The following is a 22,592-nucleotide window of genomic DNA, read 5'->3' on the forward strand; positions in this document are numbered from 1 at the left end:
GGCCAGGCGGACCCGCGATGTGAAAATGGTGCCCCGGGCAGGATTCGAACCTGCGACCTGCCGCTTAGGAGGCGGCTGCGCTATCCAGCTGTGCCACCGGGGCTGCGGAGGCGGCAGTATATACGTTCAGCCAGGCCCCTGCACGCCCCTCACCGCGTCCCTTGCACACCGCGCCGCGGACGCCTATACCTGTAAATAACAGTGAAACTTTACCGACACCACGGTGCCAAAACCCTATATCCGTGGGAGACCAGGCGCGGGGCCCTCGCCCCGCCGGCTTTGCCAGGGACTGCGCGGCCCCGTCTGCCACCGCAATCGCGGACCCGCTCCGCGGGGAGAGACTGCCATGGCCAGCTCCAATCCTGCCCACCTCACCCAGTTGTACCCGATTTCACGCATCCCCATGTCCCGCCCCCTGGTGTGGTTGAGCATGGGCTGGGACGACATGATGCATCACCGCGGCGCCAGCCTGGCCTGGGGCGCGCTGGTCTCCGGTCTCGGCGCGCTGATGCTGGCCTACGAGCGCCACCCCTACTTCGTGGCGGCGATGACCTCCGGCTTCCTGCTGCTCGGGCCGATCATCACCGCGGGGCTGTGCGAGCTTTCCCGCTGTCGCGATGAGGGCGAGGCGGCGAATTTCGAAGCCTCCCTGGGGCCGCTGCGCCGCAACAGGCACAGCCTGGTGGAATTTGCCCAGGTGCTGTTGCTGATCTCCCTGCTGTGGTTTGCCCTCTCCGCCAGCATCCTCTACTGGGCGGCGGGCGAGATCGCGCCGACCGTAACCGCCACCGTGTGGGGCGATGTGATGCGCCACCTCAGCCCCTACCAGATCCTGCTCTACATCGGTTCCGGCGGCGTGCTGGCGACCATCGTGTTCGTCCTGTCGGTGGTGACGGTACCGATGATCATCGACCGCCATGTGGACGCGGGCACGGCCATGCGCACCAGCGCCCGGGTCACGGCGCGCGACCTGCCCGCGATGCTGGTGTGGTCGGCCCTGGTGGTGCTGCTGGTGGCCGCCGGATTCGCCACCTGGCTGGTGGGCATGGTGGTGGTGTTCCCGCTGCTGGGTCACGCCACCTGGCACGCCTACCGCGACCTGGTGCACTAGCGCTCAGGTGTCACCGAGGCGGCGAATGGTGAGCAGGATTTCCCCGACCCTGAAGCCAAACTTGCTCAGGGTCGACTCATTGATCAGGACGTCCTCGCTTACCAGGTACATGCGGTCGTCCACCCCTACATCAATAGTGCCGTCACGCCACGGCAGACGCAGCACATAGTCGAGGAACATGGCGTTGCCAGCCACGCTGGCGCGCCCCTCCCCGACCACGTCACCCGCGGTGCCAATGAAGCCTCCATCGGGGTGTGGCCGCAAAGTCCAGACCCGGCGATCCCGCTCGCCATTGTCGAACACAAAGTCCTCTTCCAGCGTGCCCACCCCATCTCGCCAGCGGGCGTCGATATCCGCGGTAAACCGGCGAATCACCCGCCCACCGCGGTTCTTTACCACGCCTTCGGCTACCAGGGTGCCACTGAAGAACTCCTGGGGCACCATGGCCGGCGCGTTGCCGGCATAATCGCCTACCTCAACAGAAGAGCACGCCGCCAGCGCCAGGCAGGCAGGTACCAGGGGAAGGAAAAACCAGCGCATCATTCGCTCCCACGTCGCAATAGTGGTACTTGCTACGTGTAAAGCGACTCGGGAGATCAGCGGCGCGCCCACGGGGCGAACCGCGGGGGAGAATCAGAGGGTGTAGCTGACGCCGACCACCCGGGTGCAGGCCTGGCTTTCCAGGAAGCTGCGCAGGCGAGCCTGAATCTGGGAGCTGTCGCTCTCGGGCAGGCCGAACATCAGGCCGTCGAAATAGCCCAGGGCCTTGGCGTAAATCACGTCGCCGTCGGCCTGCTCGTAGTCGGCGAGCACCTCCTCGGTCAGGTCGGAGAAATCGTCTGCGCTGAGGTAGCCCAGGGAGTCCTGGGCCAGCACGCAGGTCAACTGGCGGGCGGCCACAAACTCGTCGGGGCCCAGGGCCAGGGCGCTGGCCTGGAGGCTAGCCGCTGCCAGCAGGAAGGCCACAATTACTTTCGCGATGGACTGCATATCTCGCTCTATCACAACTCAGACTATGTCGATGGAGCGGCAGGATACGAAAGTATGATGACAGAACTATGACAGTTGCATGAAAAATCCCTCCCCGGCGCGGAACGCGCCCCCGCCGGGGCCGGGGCGCCATGGGTGGGGCGCCAGCTGGCGGGCTAGCCGGCCCGCTTCTGCAGGTAGGCCATGAACTCCGCGGTGTTGGCCTGCTGGTCGGCATCGATCTTGCGGCTGATTTCCGACTCCGCCATCATCGCATCCCACTCGCCAAGGCCGGGGACCGCGGCCACCACGTCCCAATCCAGCTTGGAGGGGCCGATGATCTTGGGAATGGCCAGGGCGTAACGCAGGTAGAGGTCGGCCATGGTCAGTTCATCGCCGGCCACGTAGGGATCGAAACGGGCCAGGGCGGTCAATCCCGCCACTCCGCGCTCCAGGCCCTCGCGCACTTCCGCCAGGGTGGCCTCGGGTATTTCCGCGTTGCCGAACACCGCCGGCAGCAGACGGCGGGCGGGCAGGTCAAAGTAAAGCTCGGCCAGTTTGGTCAGGCGACGCACCCCAGCGCGCTGCTCCGGATCCGCCGGGTACAGGGGCGACTCCGGGTAGGCGTCCTCGAGGTACTCCAGCAGCACCGAGCTCTCCGACAGGGTGGCGCCCTTCTCGGTGGTCATCGCCGGCACCTTGCCCAGCGGATTGACCGCCATCAGCTCGGGCGAGCCGGGGTAGGTAATGTGTTCCTCGAAGTCCAGGCCCTTGGCCATGAGCGCGTGTTTAACGATGTTGTGGTAGTTGCTGAAGGGGAATCCGTGCAGTGTGATCATGGCTTGTCTCCTGGTGATGGGCTGAAGCGGCCCAGTATAGCGCCGTCGTCGCGGTTGCGGACTACCCGTTTTTGCAGCGCGCGCCCGCAGGGATGCGACGCCAACGGACGCCGCGCGAGCTATTTCCGCAGGCTTAGCTGCCCGCGACGGGAAAAACCCGCCGCCAATCCCGCTTCATGTCCACCACCAGCCAACCCTGCTCCGGCGCCATGTCCAGGGCCCGGTCCAGCCGGCCCACGGCCGATTCGCGATCGTATTCAAATTCCCGCTCGCCGTCGGTGTGGTGAACGATGAGGCCGAGGCGCGGCGTGGTGTCATCCTCGTTGCGGGCAACGGTGGTGTACTGCAGCATCTGCAGGTCGCCGTCGGAATTGCCCGCGGCGAATATCGGGCGGCGACCGATATGCCGCCAGATACCGACCGGCTTGCCGGCCTTGTCGTCAATCAGGCTGATATCGCCGGTTTTGACGACGACGGGGATACCATCGCGCAGTTCGAATCGCGCGCCACCGGTAGTACCCACCACCTGCTCCGGAGGCACGCCGTAGCGCTCGTGCGAGAACACTCGGATGAAGTCAATACCGCCACCGGAGACGATAAACACCTTGAAGTCATTGGCCCTGAGATATTCCAGCAGTTCCAGCATGGGCTGGTAGACCATCTCGGTAAACAACCTGCCGGTCCGGGGGTGGCGCGCCGTGGCCAGCCAGTGCGCCACAGAGCGGGTAAACGCCTCGGTGGTCACATTGGCGTGGGCCGCCACCAGCATTTCCACCACCGGGCCCTTACCCTGGGCCGCCAGCCCCTTTACATCCCCCGCCAGGGCACTTCTATAGGGTTCCCGCTCTTTCCACTCCGGGTGATCCGCGGCCATGTCGCGAATGCGGTCGAGGGCGTAGTAGGCCTGGAAGTACAGCGGCTGCTCGCTCCACAGGGTGCCGTCGTTGTCGAAGGTGGCGATGCGCTCATGGGGCTCGACGTAGCCGGCGGAATCTTGCCGTGTCACGCGCGCGACGAATTCGACGATGGCAGCCTTGCCCGGACCGTCACGCCAGGACGGCAGCGGGTCTTCCGCGGCGAGCGATACCGGCGCCAGGACAATTGCCAACAGGGGCCACAAAAGCCAATACGCGATTTTACGAGCGAGCAACATAGTCATAGCCGTATCACCTTTGCGTCATCGGCTGCCACGAAGCGGGATTGCCCCGACTCCGGGTTGCGGCCTGTCAATTCATGAACTGCATGTTGAAGCCGAGGAAAATTTGCCATTCCGGCTGGCCTGGCCCGTCGTCGGCGATGGAAACCTGCGGTTCGACAAAGACGTTGAAAACGGTCTTGTCGCGCTTGAACACCTGCCCTACCCCCAGCCCCAGGGGCACGCCGTAGCTATCGTTCTCGAAGTTGTAGACCCAAACGGGGGTCGAGCGCAGGTAGGTGCCCCCGCCCAGCTGAACGAAGGCGAAGGGCTGGAAGGCGCCGACATTCACGTCCGCGCGATCGTCCTCGCCGGCAAAGCTCTCCTGCCATGTCAACAGGTAGCCGTACTGGAACTTCGGCGAACTGGCGTTGAACATCACATTGGCGAAACCCGCCGACCACTTTTCGCTGCCCACCGCGTCCTCGCTGGCGGTGGGCGCGGTCAGCTGGGGGCCGATGCCGAAGCTGATCGCCGGATCACCGGTATCGATCAGGTAGGCGGCGAAGACATTGAGGTCGCCGATGCCGGTCTCGCGATCGCCGCCGGGCCCCGTGGGGTAGGTGTTGAGCGGCAGGGAAGCCCGCATCACCCAGTTGGCCCCGGCGACCGAAAAGGGCTTGGCGAAACGCGCCACGGCCTGGTTGGCCCACTCATCGCTGGCGGTGACGTCGCCAATGTAGTAATCGTGGATGTTAAAGGCCGTCATATTGGCCAGTGGGTTGTTGGCCTGGGCCGCGCCGCCCTCCTCCTGGGCCCCCGCCCCACTGGTCCACAGCCAGGCCAACACGGCCGCCGCTACTGATTTCCCGATGGTGCCAGGCATGCCTCTCTCCCAAGCGGCATTCCTTGCCGCGACATTTTGTCGAACCGGGGACGCGGCCGGGGCCCGCCCCGTTTCCCTTTATGATCCAGCGCGGACCTTGTCCAAGCCCTCGCGCAACTCCTTCGACCAGCGGCTCAGGATGCGGTCGGCCTCGGCCTTGTTGGTAACACTGCTGCTCCAGGTGAGATAGCCGTCGTCAAAGTCCCGCTGGCGGTCGACGATACGGCCGATCACCGCGTCCGTGGTGGCGTCCACCAGCTCGAGGTAGAGGGTCATCTCTCCGGACGAGGTGGTATAAGAGCGGCTCATGCCGGCGGAGCGCACGTCCGGCGCGTTGACGTCCAGGTTGATTATGGCCGGGCGCAGTACCAGCACTTCCTCGCCCTGGCTGAACTCTTCCACCACGTCGTAGGCCGGATCCCTGGCCAGGGCCTCGCGGAAATACTTGTCGCATTCAGCTCCCAGCTGGGACTTGATACGTTCGACGTCCTTCTGGGTCACCCGGTTGTTCAGGTCGATACGGTCCGTGTTCTGGTCCCGCATCCAGTTCTTGCGAAAGGCCACCTGGCATTGCGTGACACCGAACTTGTTGTACACCGTCAAATCCGTCCCGGGTTTCAGGTACACCGTGGCAAACTGGGTATCCGGCACCAGGTGCAGGCCGTCGAACGACACTTCCGGCGCGGATTGTTGCACCCCGGCGCAGGCGGACAGCAGCAGGCCGGCCCCCAGGGCGGCGAGTATCGAGAGTGCGGTTTTTTTCATTGTTTGTTCTCCTGGTCTCAAGGTACTTGTTTCCCTACTGGAGCGGTCCCTCCGGAAAGAAAGCAATGGCTACCGACGCAATTGAGTGTAGTCCATCGCACCGCTTGTGCCCACGGGCCATGCCATTCCACGGCGATTTGCGAACAGCGATCCGGTATTTCTACCAATCGGAACGCGACACTGGAAATAGCCAAATAGAATAACCGGGGTGGTTTTTATAACCACAGAATGATCGGCCGGCCATGTTTCACTCGGAATACTTTTCGCGGACCAAAAAAAACCCGCGCTTGCGCGCGGGTCAAAAATTGGAACGGTTGAGTTCCTGTTCCGGGGATCAGTCCAGGGAACCCTCGATGATCCAGCCGCTCCACCAGGCGTCGGCGGGGGCGGTACCCGGCTCAACGGCGCCCACGTAAGTGGTGTCGTCGAATTCAAAGCCGGAACCGTTGTCGGTGGCCACGATACCCGGCGCCGCCACGTTGGCCGCAGCCTCGGTGATAGCATAGGCGCCATCGATGGTCACGGTGCTATTGGTCGCTTCGCCGGCATTGTCTTCCACGTCGGCCGCGCGCTTGTTGTAGAAGCCGTCGGCGCACTCGCCCAGCACATTCACCAGGGTGACATCGGAAGGCACGATGTTGGAACCGTCGCCATTGACGTCGGCGTCATCGATGCGGACACAGCCCACATCGAAATCGCGCACCGCGGTGTTGTAGATCGCGGTAGTCAAGGCGCCGCGCAGGCGCATGCCCGGCTGGGCTCCGGCATCGGACCCATCGTTGTTGTTGACGTCGCTGCCCAGGATCAGGATGTTGGCCAGGGTGGCCTCGGTTTCCGGAGCGTAGTCATCATCGCTGGAGTTGGCCTCGATCGCACGCGGGTCGTTGGAACCGGTGGGCGCGGCCTTGTTGGGGTTCTTGCGGATGATGGCGTACTGGACGTTGCCCTTGTAACCCTCGTCATAGTCGATGTCGTCATCGTCGTTGTTGGTCAACACCACGTAACGGGCGTTGGCGGTGCCGCCAAACCACTCGATGCCATCGTCGAGGTTGCCGTGAACCTGCACGTACTCGATCAGGGTGTTGTAGCCCACGCCCTGGAGGGTCAGGCCGTTGATCTCGTTGTTCGGACCGGCCACCAGGCCACCCTCGGCAATACGCACGTAGCGCAGGGAGCCGGAGTCGTCCGCGGGATCGTTGCCGCCGTAGTTGCCGACCACGGTACCGCCCTCGCCGACCACGTTACACACCGTGCCGCTGCCGAAGCAGGCGCCAGTGCCGCCCTGGCCGTACTGGGGCGCGAAGCCCTGCATGATGATACCGCCCCACTCGCCTTCGCCGTCGAAATTGTCATCGAGGCTGGAGAAGGTAATCGGGCTCGCGGCGGAGCCGTTGGCGATCAGCTTGGAACCGCGGGTCACGAGCAGGGAGCCGTCGTCAAAGGCCTTGACGCTAACACCCGGACGCACGGTCAAGGTCACGCCGGCATCGCGCACGGCCTGGACATCGGCATCGTTGCTGACGCTCCGGTTGCCACTGCCGACCAGTACCTCGCCGGACAGGCGCCACTCGACGCCGGCCACCAGGGTGTAGTCCTCATCGATAGTGCCGGAGATGGTGCACACGCTGCTGTCGCCATTACAGCTCACGAAGTCCGCGGGAGCGACCACTTCACCGTCGACCTGGAGGCTGCCGGGGATGGTCCAACCTTCCCACCAGCCGGTAGCGGCGGATGGATCGACAGCGCCGACATAGTTGGTCTGGTCGAAGGTGAAGCCAGAACCGTTATTGACCGCGTTGATCACCGGCGCCGAGGACAGCTGGGCCGCCGCCTCGTTGATCGCGAAGGTCGCGCTGTAGGTCAGCGTCTGGTTCACCACGTTGTTGACGGCGTCCGCCGTCTCGTGGGTGTAGATGCCGCCGGCACAATCGTTGAGGATATTGGTCAGGCTGACGTTTGACATCTCGATGATCGAACCGTCGCCATTGACGTCGGCATCGTCGATACGGATGCAGCCTTTGTTGAAGCCCTGCACCGAGGTGTTGAAGATGCTGGTGGTCAAGGCCCCGCGCAGGCGCATGCCAGGCTGGGCACCGGCCTCGGAGGCGTCATCATTGTTGACCGGGCCACCGACGATAGTGACGTTGGCGATCACTGCCTCGGTTTCCGGCACGTACTCGTCGTCGGAGGAGTTGGCCTCGATGGCGCGTGGGTCGTTGGAGCCGGTGGGCGACTCTTTCTCCTGGTCCTTCTGGATAATGGCGTACTGGATGTTGCCCATGTAGCCTTCATCGTAGTCGATGTCGTCATCGTCGTTGCCGGTCAGTACCAGGTACTTCGCGTCCACGGTGCCGCCAAACCACTCGACACCGTCATCCAGGTTGTTGTGCACCTGCACGTACTCGACGATAGTGCCGTGGCCCACGCCCTGCAGGGTCAGGCCGTTCACCTCGTTATTGGGGCCGGCCACCAGGCCGCCCTCGGCGATACGCACATAGCGGATGATGCCGCTGTCATCGGCCGGATCGTTGCCGCCGTAGACCGCGACCTCGGTGCCGCCCTCGCCCTCTACGTTGCAGACTTCACCACTGCCGAAGCAGGCGCCGGTGCCGCCCTGGCCGTACTGGGGTGCGAAGCCCTGGACGACCACGCCGCCCCACTCGCCCAGGCCGTCGTAGTTGTTGTCGAGGCTGGAGAAGGTGATGGGCATGGCCGCGGTGCCGTCGGCGATCAGGCGCGAGCCGCGGGTCACCAGCAGGGTGCCGTCGTCGAAGGCGCGGATATCGGTGCCGGCCTCGATTTCCAGGTCGACACCGGCGTCGCGAATCGCTTGCACATCGGCGGTGTCGGCGACTGTCTCGTTGCCCTCGCCCACGCGCACGGTGCCGGACAGGCGCCACTGGATGTCGCTGGTCAGTACATAGTCACTGTCGACCAGGCCACTCAGGGTGCCCACGCTGCAGTCGTCGTTGAAGCTGACGAAAGAGGCTTCGACCACATTGTCGCAGCTGCCGGTACCGGGATCGGGATCGGGGTCCGGATCGGGAGTGGGGGTACCGCCACCATCGACATTGATGGTGACATCATCGCCCTCATCGCCACTACAACCGGCCAGCGCGGTCAGCGCGACCAGGGTCGCTACAACAAGCCCTTTACGTTTCATGATTCAGTCCTTTTGCGTTAATGGTATCGCTGGTTGTTGCTGAATTTATGCAATCGACGGCCCCGCAAGGGGCCGCCAACTGCGGTCATCAAAAGTCGTAGGTGACCGAGGCGCCGAACACGGTGCCGGTCTGGTAGCTCTCGATCACGCGGTTGTTCTGCGAGTACTCGACATCCTCGTTCAGCAGGTTCTTCACCTGCAGCTCCAGGGTCAGGTTTTCGCCGAACAGCTTTTCGTAGGCGAAGTCGACCAGGATGCGGCCGTCCTCGAATTCCGGTCCGGTGTTCTCGCCGCGGCTGATGCGGAAAATCCGGTCGTCGAAGTAGTTCACCAGCAGGGTGAACTTCTGCTCGGTCGGGTAGTGATCAAAGCCCAGCTGGATATTGCCCAGCCACTCGGACTGGCCCTGCAGCTGGCGGCCGTTGGCGCTGGCGCCCTCCAGGCGAATGGAGTCCTCGGACAGCTCCACCTCCGAGTCGATGTAGGACACGTTGCCCTGCACGAACAGCAGGTAGTCCGCGGCGTCGATCAGGTTCATGTTGGCGTCCACCTCGATGCCCTTGAGCTTGGCGGAGTCCTGGTTGCGGAAGGTGATGCCCGAGGCCGCGGAGCCCGAGGCGTCCGGCAGCGCGCGCTCCACCGGCTGGTCGATATCCTTCTGGAAGAAGGCCACGGAGACACTCTCGTCCTCGGAGAAGTAGTACTCCATGCGCAGGTCGTAGTTCTCGATGGTGGACACCCGCAGGTCCGGGTTGCCGAAAATCGGGTCGTCGGTGTCCGGGTCGTAGGACAGGGACTCCGAACGCTCGATCAGGCCCGGGTAGGACACGGTCTCGCTGTAACCGGCCCGCAGCTGGATATCCTCGATGGGGCGGTAGGTCAGGTTGAGGGCCGGATAGACGTCGTCGTACTCCAGGTCGTTGTCGGTGCCGCCCTCTTCATTCGGGTACTCGAGGCTCTGGGTGAAGTCCTCGAAGCGGGCGCCGATGAGCATGCTCCAGGCGTCGCCGAAGTCGGTGTTGGCGCTCAGGTAGTAGGCCTGGATTTCTTCCTGGGAATTGTAGGAATCGGTGGCGGCGGTGTTGGCCGCCAGGCGAATCTTGTCCAGCACGTAGTTGTAGTACGGCAGCACCTCGGTTTCCAGGTTCTGGTCGATGCCCAGGTCGAGGTCGGCGTTGTCGCCGCGGCGAATACCGAAGCGGTACTGGGCCACCTCGCGGTCCTTGTCGGACCACAGGATGCCCGCCTTGAACTCCGTGGTATTGGCGCTGCCCCAGTCCAGCGGCACGGTGTAGTCCACGGTGACATCGTTGCTGTCCTCGGTCAGCTCCGACCAGCGGCGCTCGAAGGCCGAGGTGGACAGGTTGCCGTTGAAGTAGGTGTACTGGCGGCGGTCCGGCTCGTCGCGATCGGTGCGCGAGTAGGCCAGGCGCCAGTCCAGCCGGTGCGTGCCGTGATCGAAGTCAAACTCGTTGTGGCCGGTAAACTCCTGCGAGAAGAACTGGCGCTCGACCCATTGCAGGATGGCCTTGTCGACATCGCTGTCCTCGCGATCAACGCCGCTCTCCCAGCGGGTGGTGTCCTCGCTGTTGCGCAGCAGGATGGTCTTGCTGAGAATCTCGTCCGCGGCGCCGTACTCGTAACCGGCCACCACGTAGCCGTTGAGGGTCACCGTCTGCTGCGAGCGCATATAGCTGCCGGTGGTTTCCAGCGGGTTGGTCAGCGCGGCGCTACCGCGGTCGGAGGTGCTGTAGCCGTAGTCACCGGCGGCGTAGAAGCCGAACTCGCCACTGTCGGTGGGGAAGCGATCACCGTAGGAAACGGACAGCCCGCCCTCTGGCAGCGCGGTCTTTTCCGTGACGTTGTAGTCGTCCTGGAACGACACGCCGTACTGGGCGGCCTCCAACGGCGAGGTGCAGCGATCGGGATCGATGGCCGGGTCGCAAACCGTCAGCGAGGTGCCGCCATTGGTGCCGTTGACCACATTGCGCGGCAGGTCGCGCAGGCCGCTGTCGAAGCCGAGCCAGTCGCTGTTGGAGCCGCGGTAGCTGAGGATGTCGTCGCCGGTGAAGTCGAAGTTGTAGGCGGTGGAAGCCCCCACTTTGAACACCCGCTCGTCCGGTAGGCCCTTGGTATTGATCTTGATCGAACCGCCAGTGGTGGTGGCCAGCTGGTCGGGCGTGTAGGACTTCTGGATCTCGATACCGCCGAGGATATTGGTCGGGAACAGATCCAGCTGCACGTCGCGACGCTGGGGGTCGGTACTGGGCATCAGCAGGCCATTGAGCGTGCTGGAAATGTAGCGCCCGTCGAGGCCGCGCACGGTGGCGTACTTGGAGTCGGTCACCGCCACGCCGACGACCCGGTTCAGGGCCGCGGCGACATCGGAGTCGCCGAAACGCTCCAGCATGGCCACGTCGATGGCGTTGGTGATGGAGGTCGCGTAGCGCTCCAGGGTGCCGGCGTCCTCGGTGGGATTGAACACGCCCAGCACCACCACTTCTTCCAATGCGGTGGAGGGAAGCTGCAGCGTTTCCGCCGTGGATTCGGCGTAGAGTTTGACCTGGGCGGTGACACCCAGGTCGGCCAGCACGCGGATACCGGGTACGGTGGTATCGCGGTATTCGGGATGGGAGATTTTCAACTCGTACTCGCCACGTGGCACGTCGATCACGTAGACCCCGTTGGCATCGGTGGTGGCGGCCACGCCGGCCCCGCCGACCACCACGCTGGCGCCGGCGATCGGGCTGTTGGCGGTATTGGTCACGGTACCCGTCACGTAGCCCTCGGCACCGGCCTCGCCCGCCGTGAACTTGCGCACCGACACCTCGGGCTCGTCGCCCTTGGCGGACGTGAAGATCACGCTGACCTCCACATCCTCGTTCTGCGCCGACCGGAACTCGATGGGAAAATCGAGGTCATCATCTGACAGGATCAGCACGTGCTGCCCCGCCTGCAACTCGGCGCTCACCGTGCCGCGGCGGTCGGAAGCACCCGCCGGCGCGTCGTCCAGGGTGGCGACAACACCCTGCAGGGGCGCGTCGTCGAGGAATAGCTGCACATAGAGGCCGGCCGCCATCACCTGGTGCGACACCAGGGACAACAGCAGGCCAATGCAAAAATACGTTCTCTTCATAGGAAAGTGCCTTAACCCTGAACTGTGAACATGCTGGTTTAATCGCCCCCAAAACCCACCAACAAGCAGTGGCAAGGGGCGCACGGATCGCAATGACCCCCTAACGTTGGGTGCATACTAGGCCCGCAAGATGACAATTTTGTTAAAGATTTGAGATTGCGCCGGTAAAAGTTAGCGCTTGCCTTGCAATCCCCTTCCCCGGCGCGGCTGCCGAAAGAACCACCCCCGGGGCGCGCGCCAAGGACGGCGGGCGACCCTGTCACAAATTGTTCAATTCCCTGACTTTTTCCTGCAACAGGCGGGCGCCATCCTGCGCCCAACGTGTTCTTTCAGGGAGAATTTCGCCATGGCGAGCAATGCGGGATCCGTGAACAGGTACGAGAAACAGCAAATGCGCGACCAGATCCAGTGTCAGGTCGAGGAATTCCTCAAGCGCGGCGGCGAGATTCACGTCATGGACGACGCCGGCAAGAGGAACAACAGCAAACGGGCCAGCGTCTGGCACGGACAGGAAGATATCCACCAGCTGATTGATTGACGAGGACAGCCAATGCTGAACATCCAGCACGTTCTGGAAACGCGCTACCCCCGGTTCTTTGACCAACACGCCACCACCGCGAGAACCCTCTCGCGCTTTCTCAGCTTTCTCTTCTACGAATCACGCTTTCAGCAATTCGGTCGCGACTACCCCCATCTACAGGGTTTTGACTTCGTCGACGCGACCCTGCGCTACTTCGATTTCACCCTGAAGTTGCGAGACAGCGAGCGCGCGCGTATTCCCACCAGTGGCCGGGTGGTGATCGCCGCCAACCACCCCATCGGCTCCCTCGACGGCCTGGCCCTGCTGAACCTGGTGCGCCAGGTGCGCCCCGATGTAAAAGTGGTGGCCAACGACCTGCTCACCGCCATCGACCCGCTGCACCCGGTACTGCTGCCGGTCAACAATATGAGCGGCAATACCGCGCGGCAAAACCTGCGCAATATCCGCGCCCACCTCGAGGACGACGGCGCGCTGATCATTTTCCCGGCGGGCGAGGTCTCGCGCTTCGGCGCCAAGGGCGTCAAGGACGGCGAGTGGCAGAGCGGCTTCGTCAAGATCGCCCGCGCCACCCGCTCGCCGGTGCTGCCGATCTTCGTCGCCGGACGCAACTCGCTGTTTTTCTACAGCCTGTCCTTCCTGGCGCGCCCCCTGTCCACCCTGTGGCTGGTGCGCGAGATGTTCAAGCAGAGCCACAACGCGGTGGACGCCCGGGTCGGCAACCCGATCCCCTACGACAACTACAGCTCGCTGGATGTTTCCGCCAAGAAACTGGCGCAGATGTTCCGCAAGCATGTATACCGCATCGCCCGCAACCGGCGGCCGGTGTTCCGCTCTATCGAGACCGTGGCGGCGCCGGAGAACCGCGGCCTGCTCAGGCGCGAGCTGGCCCAGAGCGAGCGCCTGGGTGACACCGTGGACGGCAAGCAGATCTACCTCGCGCGGATGGAGCAATCGCCCTGCGTGATGCGCGAAATCGGCCGCCTGCGGGAGCTGACCTTCCGCGCGGTGGGCGAAGGCACCGGCCTGCCCCGGGACATCGACCGCTACGACCGCGACTACCACCACCTGGTGCTGTGGGACGCGGAAGACATGGAGATCGCCGGCGCCTACCGGCTCGGGGATGCGGCCGCCCTGATGGCCAGGGGCGGCGTGGACGCCCTCTATACCCACAGCCTGTTCGACTTCGGCCCCAACATGCGGCCCTACCTTGAACAGGGTCTGGAACTCGGGCGCAGCTTCGTGCAGCCGCGATACCAGACCCGGCACAGCCTGGATTACCTGTGGTATGGCATCGGCGCCTTTGTTCGCCGGCACCCGCGTTTTCGCTACCTGTTCGGCCCGGCCTCCATCAGCCGGCTCTACGGGGTCGACGCCATCGCGCGCATCGCCTGGTATTACGGCACCCACTACAACCACACGGCGCTGGACATTGCCCCGCGCACGCCCTTCCAGATACCGGAGGAACTGAAGGCCCAGTTCGCCGCCGAGTTCTCCGGCATCGATCGCGACGAGGATTTCCGCGCCCTGCGCGACGCGCTGGCGGAAAAAGGCCTGCCGGTGCCGGTGCTGTACAAACACTACTCACAGGCCACCGAACCGGAGGGCGTGACCTTTACCGCCTTCAACGTCGATCACGACTTCGGCGACTGCGTGGATGGCTTCGTGATGGCGGATCTCGAGCAGCTCACACCGCGCAAGCGTAAACGCTACCTGGCAGGCGGCTGAATGGCGGGTGGCGACAAATACTGACCCAAGGGGAGGGAGGCGAGAATGGAGGCACTAAACACAGAAGGCAAGATCAGTTGCAGGACCCTGTGGATATCGGATGTCCACCTGGGCAGCGTGCACTGCAAGGCCGACTACCTGCTGCAACTGCTGGACCGGGTAAAATGCGAGCGCCTGTACCTGGTGGGGGATATCGTGGACGTGTGGGCCATGCACCGCCGGGTGTACTGGCCGGAGTCCCACAACCACGTCCTGCGCAAGCTGTTGAAGCTGTCGCGCAAGCACGTCGAGGTGATCTATATCCCCGGCAACCACGACCAGAATTTCCGCGAGTTCTGCGGCGGCGAATTCGGCAACGTACACCTGCGCCAGGAGGCCGTGCACGAAACCGTGGACGGCCGCCGCTTCCTGGTCATCCACGGCGACGAGCTGGACTACGCGGTGCGCTACAGCCGCCTCAACCGCGCCATCGGCGATATCGCCTACGACTTCCTGATGTCGGTCAACCGCCAGGTCAACCGCTACCGGGAGATGACCGGCAAGCCCTACTGGTCGCTGGCCAAGTGGGTCAAGGGCCACATCGCCCAGGCGGAGCAGGCGATCGACGCCTACCAGGACGCCGCCGTGCTGATGGCCCGTCAGCGAGGCCTCGACGGCATCATCTGCGGCCACCTGCACCACCCGCTGATCCAGCAGTACGAGGACATCCTCTACTGCAACGACGGCGACTGGGTGGAGAGCTGCACGGCCCTGGTCGAGGACTTCGCCGGCGCCCTGCACCTGATCCGCGGCATCGGCGACCCGGCCACCGCCACGCCCCTGCTGTTCGCCGAGACCCAGACCCAGGAGGCCTAGCCCCCGCCCGGTATGAGCCCTAGACCGGGTCCAGCACCACCACCGGGATGCGGCGATCCGTCGCCTCCTGGTATTTGGTGTAGGGCGCGTAGATGTCCACCATCTGCCGCCACAGGCCCTCGCGTTCCCCGCCCTCGGCGATGCGCGCGCGGGCCCGGAATTTGTCCGCCATCACCTGTACGTGAACTTCCGGGTCCGACTCCAGGTTCAGGAACCAGGCCGGATGGGCCGGCGCGCCGCCCTTGGAGGCGATGACACAGTAACCATCCCCCGCGCGGCTGTAGATCAAGGGGATGGTCAGCGGCTCGCCCGACTTGCGGCCAATGGTGGTCAGCAGCAGGGTCGGCACCATGCCCTCCCCGCCCCCCAGGGACGCGTCCCAGTAGTGCCCGTCGGCGCCGTCGCTCTCGATGTAGCGCTTGAGGTGGTCCTTGATCCAGTCCGGCAGGTTGTCGGCGATACGTTGTTCGGTCATGCTCCACTCCTCCGTTCATGGTGGCACGGGCAGCTGTTTAGGCACCTGCCCGGGTAGTCCGCTCTAAGCCTAGTCCAGCTTACGCCGCCGCGCGGCGAACAGATCATCGGCGCCGCCGGCACGGGTTCAGGCCTCGACCAGTTCCAACTGCCCGGGCACGCGCGCGACCCGGTGTGTGATGCGGGTCTGCATCGCCTCCAGGCCGCCCACCGTGGCCAGCAGAATATCGGCGCGCTGGCGCTCCTCGTCGCGCAGTGACTGGTACTGATCCAGGCAGCGCTGGAACAGCCACTGGGCGTAGCTGTGGACATAGCGCTCGCCGCTGGCGCCGCCGGTGGTAAAGGGGTGCATGCCCAGCACCCGGGGCAGCTTGCCGCCGGGGTTGTCCCGCAGCCATTGGGCATTGCGCGCCACCACGTCCAGCGCGTCCGGCAGGTGATCGCGGCACATGGTCGCCAGCACCGGCAGCAGGCTGTCCGGGACCCGGTCGTCAGCCAGGAATTCGCCGCCCCGGGGCACGGGCCGGTTCATGCGCTGCACCCAGCGGTAGACGTGGGGGGCCGTGCGTTCCATCAACGCCCGCGGCACCGGGTCGCGGCCGAGGTGCGCGTACAGCGGCCCGATCAGCCCGAAGTCGCCGATGGAGGGCCGGCTGCCCAGCAAGTAGTCATACTGCGCGAAGTGGCCGTCCAGCTGCTCCAGCAACTCGGCATAGGCGCGCTCGATACCGTCAATGGTGCCCTTGGTGATACCCAGGTGCGCGATCGATCCGCGAAACGGCGCCGAGATTTTCTCGCCGATGCGAATCTGCTCCTCTTCGCTGGCCCCGGGCGCGTTCATCGCGCCGAACTCGCGCATGATAAAGTCGTACTGTTCGTCGAGGACGCTCCAGCGGTAGTGCATGGCCGGGATCACCAGCCATTCGTCGCCGTAGAACTCCAGCATCAGCGCCACCAGCCGTTGCAGCCCCCCCTGGGGATACACCGGGCACGCGGGATGGCGCGCCTCGAGAAAGTCGATGATCTCGGTGGTGTCCTGCACCAGCTGGTCGTCGTCGGTGACCAACACCGGCACGATGGGCGCGCCGACACGGGGCACAATGATGGTCTTGTAGACCTCGCGGGTGGCCGGCAGCTCCTGGAAATCCAGGCCCTTGTAGCGCAGGTAGGCCCTGGCCTTGCCGGTGTACAGCGACAGTTCGCCGCCGTAGAGTGTGTACTGTGCGCTCATGCGCTCAACCTCCCGCTTCGCTACTCGATGATCCCGCCGCGAGGCGGTGCAACAACAGCGCGGCGCGCGCCGCCTGCCGCGGCAGGGTGCGCATGTCGGCGACCTCGTCCACCGTGTGGCCGCCCTCCCCCATCAGGCCGAGGCCGTCGATCGCCTGCCGCACGTGGGCGGCGGCGAAGGAGATGTCCGCCGCGCCGGCACGGCGCGGGTCCACCGCCCGCACCGGACCGTAGCCGAGTGCCTCGCTGATCCGGTTGTACAGCGCCAGCAGGTCGCGGTTGCCCTCGCTGGCCGCCATCGGCGGGTAGCCGGCGGCAAAACTCAACTCGGCGCGGGTGTGGGGGGAGTTGTCGGCGGCAACGGCCTGCATGACCTGCTGCGCGCGCCGCAGCTGCTCCGGCGACACCGCGCGGATGCCGCCGTTGACCAGGGCGTCGCGGGCAATCACGTTGCTCTTGCCAAAGGCCGTGCCCTCGCCGCTGGTCGGGTCCAGCCGCACGTCGGTGCCGGCCACCACCACCCCGGGATTGAAAGTCAGGTTGGCCTCTCCGCGCAGCTTGCGGCGCCATTCATCCAGGATGCGGGCCAGCTCGAACACCGCGCCGTCGCCGATGTCCTCGCGAAAGATCTGCGAGGAGTGCGCCGGCTTGCCGGCCACTTCCAGGCGCCAGGAAGACGCCCCGCGCCGGCTGATCACCGCGGTGGCGGGATCGCCGTCGCCGTCCTCGAAGCCGATGGCGATATCCGCCCATTGGGCCGCCTCCACCAGGGCGGCGTTGGCCAGGGCATGGGGCTTGCCGCGCAGCTCCTCGTCCCCGGTCAGCACCACCCGCAGCTGCAGCGCGTCCAGCAGGCCGGCCTCGCGCAACGCCGACAGGGCCAGCAACATCACCACGTTGCCGCCCTTCATGTCGGTGATGCCCGGCCCCTTCACACGATGCGCATCCACGCGCTGGAAACGCTGGAAGGGGCTGTCGGCGGCGAACACGGTGTCGAGGTGGCCGATCAACAGGATGCGCGGGCCGCGCGCACCGCGGCTGGCGACCAGGTGCCCGGCGCGGTCGAAGCCCTCGCCGTCGATCCAGTCGGTGTCGAAATCCAGCGCCTTGAATTCGCGCTCGAAGACCTCGCCCACGCGGCGCACGCCGGCGAAATTCATGGTGCCGGAGTTGATGTTGACCACCTCCTCCAGCAACCGGGTTGCCTCCGGCACCCCGGCATCCACGGCCCGCACCACGGATTGTTCCGCGTCACTCAGGTTCGCCGCGCCGGCGGCGGCGGCGGACAGGCAAAGTAGCAGTAGCAGGCTCAGGCGTTTCACGCGTTTCACTCCCGGTAGACGGCGACAGCCTGCGACAATACCATCTGTCCCCATACGGGGGAAAACCGAAGCACACCATGATTGAAATACTGGACATTCCGGTGCGCGGCCAGGGCCTGCACCCCATCACCGACCGCCTGGCGCCACTGCTGGCCCGGGCCGGCGCCGACGAGGGCCTGTGCACGCTGTTCATCCGCCATACCTCGGCGAGCCTGTTGATCCAGGAAAACTACGACGACAGCGCCCGCGTCGACCTGGAAAACTGGCTCAACCGCCTGGTGCCGGAGAACGACCCGCTCTACAGCCACACCCTGGAGGGCCCCGACGATATGCCGGCGCACATCAAGGCGGCTCTCACCGCCACCCAGCTGAGTATTCCCTACCGCGACCGCGCGCTGCTGCTGGGCACCTGGCAGGGCGTCTACCTGTGGGAGCACCGGCACCACGCCGGGGCGCGCCAGGTGGTGGCGCACCTGCCCTGAAAGTCGCGTAAACACTGGCCATAACAAGGCCTATCACATTCAACAGCTTGTTCGCGCAGACGCTTTGGAGGACGTTACACGGCAATAACAACGCTAATAGCGAGGTGTCCGTCGTGAACAGATCCAGCCCTGGAAAACAACGCCATATCGCCCGCGCGATAGCCCTGTTGAGCCTGCCCCTGGGGGGCGCCGTCCAGGCCCAGACCGGCGGCGAGGTGCTGCCGCTGGAAACCGTCATCGTCACCGCCCAGCGCTACGAGCAGTCGGTCAACGACGTGGGCATGGACATCCAGGCCTACCAGGGCCGGCGCCTGGAGCAGCTGCGGCTGGACGACGTCACCGACCTGACCGCGGTGGTACCCAGCTTCACCGTGGCCCAGAGCTATCAGGGCGTGCCCACCTACACCCTGCGCGGCGTGGGTTTCAATACCATCAATATGTCCGCCACCTCCACGGTGGGCACCTACGTCGACGAGGTGGCCTACCCCTACCCCATCCTCAATGCCGGGCCGATGTTCGACCTGGAGCGGGTGGAGGTGCTCAAGGGCCCCCAGGGCACCCTGTTCGGGCGCAATACCACCGCCGGGCTGATCAACCTGGTGACCCGCAAGCCCACCGATGCCTTCGAGGCCATGGTCTCCGCCGAGGTCGGCAACGATGCCACCTACAATTTCGAGGGCATGGTCAGCGGGCCGCTGACAGAGGGTATCCAGGGGCGCCTGGCGGTGCGCCGCGAGGACAGCAACGACGGCTGGCAGGAAGCGATGGATCGCGGCGACGAACTGGGCGAGGTCCACCGCACCGGCCTGCGTGCCGCCCTGGCCTTCCAGCCCACCGACAACCTCAACATCGACCTCGCCTACAGCGGATGGCGCGACACCTCGGATACCCTGGCGGCCCAGGCCATCGGCTTTACCCCAGGCACCACCGGCAGCCCCTTCAACGCCCCGGGATTGCCGGAGTACGTGGCGGCCAACCGGCCCGCGAACCCCGAGGATGCCAGCTGGGCACCACAGGCCGTGCGCTCGGCGGACGAAGGCATCGGCCCCGGCCTGGGGGGCGACCTGGACAAGGACAACAAACTGGACGCCTATACGCTCAGCATCGACTGGGCGCTGGGGGACGACCTGCGCCTGGTGTCCCTGAGCGCCTACCAGGACTTCGAGCGCAGTGAACTCTCCGACTGGAGCGGCGCGCCCTACGAAATCCTGGTGCAGGACGCCTACGGCACCATCGAGAGCTTCTCCCAGGAAATCCGCCTGGAGGGCAGCACCGCGCGCGTCAAGTGGCTGCTCGGCGCCTACTACGCCGAGGACGACCTGCTGGACGCCAACCGCACCCTGCTGGGCGACAACGCCAACGTGGGCCTGATCCGCACCGTCACCCTGAGCCTGCTGGGCACGCCCTTCAACGCTGGCGGCTACACCCCCACCGACGCCCTGCAGGCCTTTCGCACCTACCGCGACGAGGCCACTATCGAAACCACCACGGCCAGCATCTACGCCAGCGCGGACTGGGAACTGAGCGACACCCTGTCGCTGACCACCGGTATCCGCTACAGCGAGGACGACCAGGACTACGCCGGCTGCTCCCGCGACTTCAACGGCAGCATGCTGCCCAACGTCAATGTCACCAACCGCGCCCTGTTCCTGCAGACCTACGGCGCGTTCGTGGAACCGATTGGCGAGAACGACTGCAACACCTTCGACCCGGAGGCACTCAGCTTCGGCATTGTCGAATCGGAGCTCAACGAGGACAACGTGGCCTGGCGCCTGGTGGCCAACTGGACCCCCACGGTCGACACCCTGTTCTATGCCTCCCTGTCCCGGGGCACCAAGGCCGGGGTGACACCGGTGAACGCCGCCAACATTTCCACCCAGAACGCCCCGGCGACCCAGGAGGAGCTGCTGGCCTATGAACTGGGCGTGAAAGCGGCCCTGTTCGGCCAGCGGGTGCAGGCCAATGCCTCGGCCTTCTTCTACGATTACAAGGACAAGCAGCTCAGCGTCTACTTCGCCGACCCGATCTACACCGCCCTGTCGCGGATCAACAACGTGCCCGACTCCGAGGCCTACGGCCTGGACACCGAGATTTCCTGGCGGGTCAACCAGCACCTCACGGCGATCCTCGGCGCCACCTTCCTGCACACCGAGGTACAGGACTACGAGGGTATCGACGCCGCGGGCCAAGCGGCCGATTTCGACGGCAACAGCTTCCTCTACAGCCCCGAGGCCAGCGGCAGCCTTACCCTGCTCTACGAGCGGCCCATTTCCGATACCCTGGGCATGGCCCTCACCCTGAACGGCCGCTACCAGGACGAGAGCTACGGCAACCTGCAAAACAGTGACGACCACGCCATCGATGGCTACGGCCTGCTCAATATGACGGCTTCGATTCAGTCGCTCGACGAGCGCTGGAGCGCCAGCCTGTGGGGCGCCAACCTGACCGACGAGTACTACTGGCTGGCGGTGGCCACCAACGCCAACACCGCGGTGCGCTTCCCGGGCCGGGGGCTGACCTACGGCGCCAGCGTGACCTTCCGCTTCTGATGCCCGTCGACCCCCTCGCCCGCCGCCCGCCGCCCGCGGGCGAGCGCTTGCGATCCCCCCCTCTCGCAGGCAAGCTTGTCAGCTGGCCAGAGCGGGAGCACATAACAATGCCGGCGGCGACACAGACGGGACAGCGGGAGGCCGCGCAGGACGAGGTCCAGGCCCTGGCGGAGCGGGTTGCCGCGATCGGCCGGCGCATCGGCCTGCCCTATATCGCCGCCAGCGCCGACATCAGCAGCCCGCGCCCGCTGATCGACCGCGCGGGGCGCCCGCTGGCGGAAACCACCTTTTCCTGGGTCGACCCCAACCTGCGCTACTGGGAGGATCCCGGGTTCGCCCTGCGCGCGGCCATCATCCAGGCCTGCCGGGTGTGCGCCGAGCCCTTCTACCTGGGCGCGGGCAGGCTGTCCTCCTGGCGCCACTGCCCCGCCCTGGAGGCGGTCAACGAGCAGGAGGACTACGACGGCTTCGGGGTCGCGGCGGCGATCGCCGTGCCCTGCCACCTGCCCGGCGGCGTGATCGGCGCGGTGGTATGGGCGACACCGGATCCGGAGCTGCCGGTGGCCGAGGTGTTCGCGCGCCACGCCGGCGAACTGCTGGGTTTGGCGCTGATCTTCCTGTCCAGCTACCGGGACTGCAGCACCCGGGCGCGGCTGGAGTGCCCGCCGCGGCTGACCCCGCGGGAAATCCAGTGCCTGAAATGGGCGGCCCTGGGCAAGACCGACGCCGAGATGGCCTTGATCATGGACATCTCCCTGCCCACGGTGCGTTTTCACATCACCAACGCGGCGCGCAAGCTGGCGGTGTCGGGGCGCTCCCAGGCCCTGTACCGGGCGGCGATGCTGGGTTATATCGGCGCCGCCGCCGGCCCTGCCCGGGCCTGAGCGGCCAACTCGGGCGCTTTTAACAAGCAAGCGTTATAAAAGCCGCTTTCCTTGTTCCAAAACATTAGTCGACTTGCTTGTCATGCTCTGGTTTCATGAATTCGTGCCCGGGTATCCCGCGATACTACTGGCACCACTTCGCAGTATTGCTTTGCGATATTCAAGCAAACCAAACTGACATCGAGAAAGTCGCGAAAGACTGACACGTCAACCCGCCGACCGCCCCCCCACCCGGGGTGTGCAGCTCTCCCCTCGGCGACGGTTGCGGTGTCCAAGACGGAGGCAAACTCTATGAGAAGACAGAAACGCGATATGAACACCAGGGCGTTTGATCGAGGCTACCAGGCCGGTGTCTCCGGCCGCAGCATCGACTATTGCCCACACGCCGACAGCGAACACCGACAAAACTGGATATGCGGCTGGCGCGAGGGTCGCAGCGACCAGTGGGATGGCCTGACCGGTGTGTCGGGCGTGCACAAACTTCGCGTCTCATAGACCCACAAACATCCTTTCCACCTGACAGCCG

Annotated in this window: 19 protein-coding genes and 1 tRNA gene; 8 read left to right on the top strand and 12 right to left on the bottom strand. The window is 65.1% G+C overall.

What is annotated here, in order from left to right:
* Positions 1-26 precede the first annotated feature (26 nt).
* Positions 27-103 (bottom strand) — tRNA-Arg (locus JYP50_RS15235).
* A 243-nt stretch (positions 104-346) separates the two neighbouring features.
* On the opposite strand from JYP50_RS15235, the gene JYP50_RS15240 reads away from it, so the two are divergent.
* A complete protein-coding gene (locus JYP50_RS15240) occupies positions 347-1,111 on the top strand; it encodes a DUF2189 domain-containing protein (RefSeq protein ID WP_206561412.1) in 765 nt (254 codons plus the stop codon).
* 3 nt (positions 1,112-1,114) lie between these two features.
* Here JYP50_RS15240 and JYP50_RS15245 read toward each other — a convergent pair whose 3' ends face one another.
* From JYP50_RS15245 to JYP50_RS15280, 8 genes are all read right to left on the bottom strand, one after another.
* Positions 1,115-1,654, bottom strand: a complete 540-nt coding sequence (locus tag JYP50_RS15245; protein ID WP_241263190.1) for a DUF3833 domain-containing protein — start codon at positions 1,652-1,654, stop codon at positions 1,115-1,117.
* A gap of 90 nt (positions 1,655-1,744) precedes the next feature.
* Positions 1,745-2,101, bottom strand: coding sequence for a hypothetical protein (locus JYP50_RS15250; protein ID WP_206561413.1), 357 nt, complete (start codon positions 2,099-2,101; stop codon positions 1,745-1,747).
* Positions 2,102-2,256: 155 nt separating this feature from the next.
* Entirely contained in the window at positions 2,257-2,919 is a 663-nt protein-coding gene (locus tag JYP50_RS15255; RefSeq protein WP_206561414.1) for a glutathione S-transferase family protein, read from the bottom strand.
* 133 nt (positions 2,920-3,052) lie between these two features.
* Positions 3,053-4,078 carry an HAD family hydrolase gene (locus tag JYP50_RS15260; RefSeq protein WP_241263191.1) on the bottom strand — a complete coding sequence of 342 codons (1,026 nt, stop codon included), beginning with the start codon at positions 4,076-4,078 and terminating at the stop codon, positions 3,053-3,055.
* 67 nt (positions 4,079-4,145) lie between these two features.
* Positions 4,146-4,940 (bottom strand): hypothetical protein, encoded by a 795-nt coding sequence (locus tag JYP50_RS15265; protein ID WP_206561415.1) that lies wholly within the window; start codon positions 4,938-4,940, stop codon positions 4,146-4,148.
* A 78-nt stretch (positions 4,941-5,018) separates the two neighbouring features.
* Positions 5,019-5,705 (bottom strand): DUF3313 family protein, encoded by a 687-nt coding sequence (locus JYP50_RS15270; protein ID WP_206561416.1) that lies wholly within the window; start codon positions 5,703-5,705, stop codon positions 5,019-5,021.
* A gap of 334 nt (positions 5,706-6,039) precedes the next feature.
* A complete protein-coding gene (locus JYP50_RS15275) occupies positions 6,040-8,868 on the bottom strand; it encodes a hypothetical protein (RefSeq protein WP_206561417.1) in 2,829 nt (942 codons plus the stop codon).
* An 88-nt stretch (positions 8,869-8,956) separates the two neighbouring features.
* On the bottom strand, positions 8,957-12,004 hold the full coding sequence (locus JYP50_RS15280) for a TonB-dependent receptor (protein WP_206561418.1): 3,048 nt from the start codon (positions 12,002-12,004) through the stop codon (positions 8,957-8,959).
* A 391-nt stretch (positions 12,005-12,395) separates the two neighbouring features.
* On the opposite strand from JYP50_RS15280, the gene JYP50_RS22290 reads away from it, so the two are divergent.
* From JYP50_RS22290 to JYP50_RS15295, 3 genes are read left to right on the top strand one after another with little or no spacing between them, the layout of a single operon-like run.
* Positions 12,396-12,542: a hypothetical protein gene (locus tag JYP50_RS22290; protein WP_431311304.1), complete on the top strand. Its 147-nt coding sequence runs from the start codon at positions 12,396-12,398 to the stop codon at positions 12,540-12,542.
* 12 nt (positions 12,543-12,554) lie between these two features.
* Complete coding sequence (locus JYP50_RS15290) at positions 12,555-14,270, top strand: lysophospholipid acyltransferase family protein (RefSeq protein WP_206561420.1); 1,716 nt, start codon at positions 12,555-12,557, stop codon at positions 14,268-14,270.
* 45 nt (positions 14,271-14,315) lie between these two features.
* Positions 14,316-15,125: a UDP-2,3-diacylglucosamine diphosphatase gene (locus JYP50_RS15295; RefSeq protein WP_206561421.1), complete on the top strand. Its 810-nt coding sequence runs from the start codon at positions 14,316-14,318 to the stop codon at positions 15,123-15,125.
* A gap of 19 nt (positions 15,126-15,144) precedes the next feature.
* Here the strand turns inward: JYP50_RS15295 and JYP50_RS15300 are convergent, their stop codons facing one another.
* The 3 genes from JYP50_RS15300 to JYP50_RS15310 form a co-directional block, all read right to left on the bottom strand.
* Positions 15,145-15,600: a nitroreductase family deazaflavin-dependent oxidoreductase gene (locus JYP50_RS15300; protein ID WP_206561422.1), complete on the bottom strand. Its 456-nt coding sequence runs from the start codon at positions 15,598-15,600 to the stop codon at positions 15,145-15,147.
* Positions 15,601-15,726: 126 nt separating this feature from the next.
* Positions 15,727-16,830: a glutathione S-transferase family protein gene (locus tag JYP50_RS15305; RefSeq protein WP_206561423.1), complete on the bottom strand. Its 1,104-nt coding sequence runs from the start codon at positions 16,828-16,830 to the stop codon at positions 15,727-15,729.
* 4 nt (positions 16,831-16,834) lie between these two features.
* Positions 16,835-18,151 carry a M20/M25/M40 family metallo-hydrolase gene (locus JYP50_RS15310; protein ID WP_347136809.1) on the bottom strand — a complete coding sequence of 439 codons (1,317 nt, stop codon included), beginning with the start codon at positions 18,149-18,151 and terminating at the stop codon, positions 16,835-16,837.
* Between the two features lie 77 nt (positions 18,152-18,228).
* On the opposite strand from JYP50_RS15310, the gene JYP50_RS15315 reads away from it, so the two are divergent.
* The 4 genes from JYP50_RS15315 (at position 18,229) to rmf (ending at position 22,561) form a co-directional block, all read left to right on the top strand.
* Complete coding sequence (locus tag JYP50_RS15315; protein ID WP_206561425.1) at positions 18,229-18,633, top strand: secondary thiamine-phosphate synthase enzyme YjbQ; 405 nt, start codon at positions 18,229-18,231, stop codon at positions 18,631-18,633.
* A gap of 113 nt (positions 18,634-18,746) precedes the next feature.
* The gene (locus JYP50_RS15320; RefSeq protein WP_206561426.1) at positions 18,747-21,182 is read left to right on the top strand and encodes a TonB-dependent receptor domain-containing protein; all 2,436 of its coding nucleotides are present in this window, start codon (positions 18,747-18,749) and stop codon (positions 21,180-21,182) included.
* A gap of 107 nt (positions 21,183-21,289) precedes the next feature.
* Entirely contained in the window at positions 21,290-22,066 is a 777-nt protein-coding gene (locus JYP50_RS15325; RefSeq protein ID WP_206561427.1) for a helix-turn-helix transcriptional regulator, read from the top strand.
* Between the two features lie 291 nt (positions 22,067-22,357).
* Positions 22,358-22,561, top strand: coding sequence for a ribosome modulation factor (rmf, locus tag JYP50_RS15330; RefSeq protein WP_206561428.1), 204 nt, complete (start codon positions 22,358-22,360; stop codon positions 22,559-22,561).
* The last annotated feature ends 31 nt before the right edge of the window (positions 22,562-22,592 follow it).

It is taken from the genome of Parahaliea mediterranea, from assembly GCF_017255185.1.
Lineage (GTDB): Bacteria > Pseudomonadota > Gammaproteobacteria > Pseudomonadales > Halieaceae > JAFKCZ01.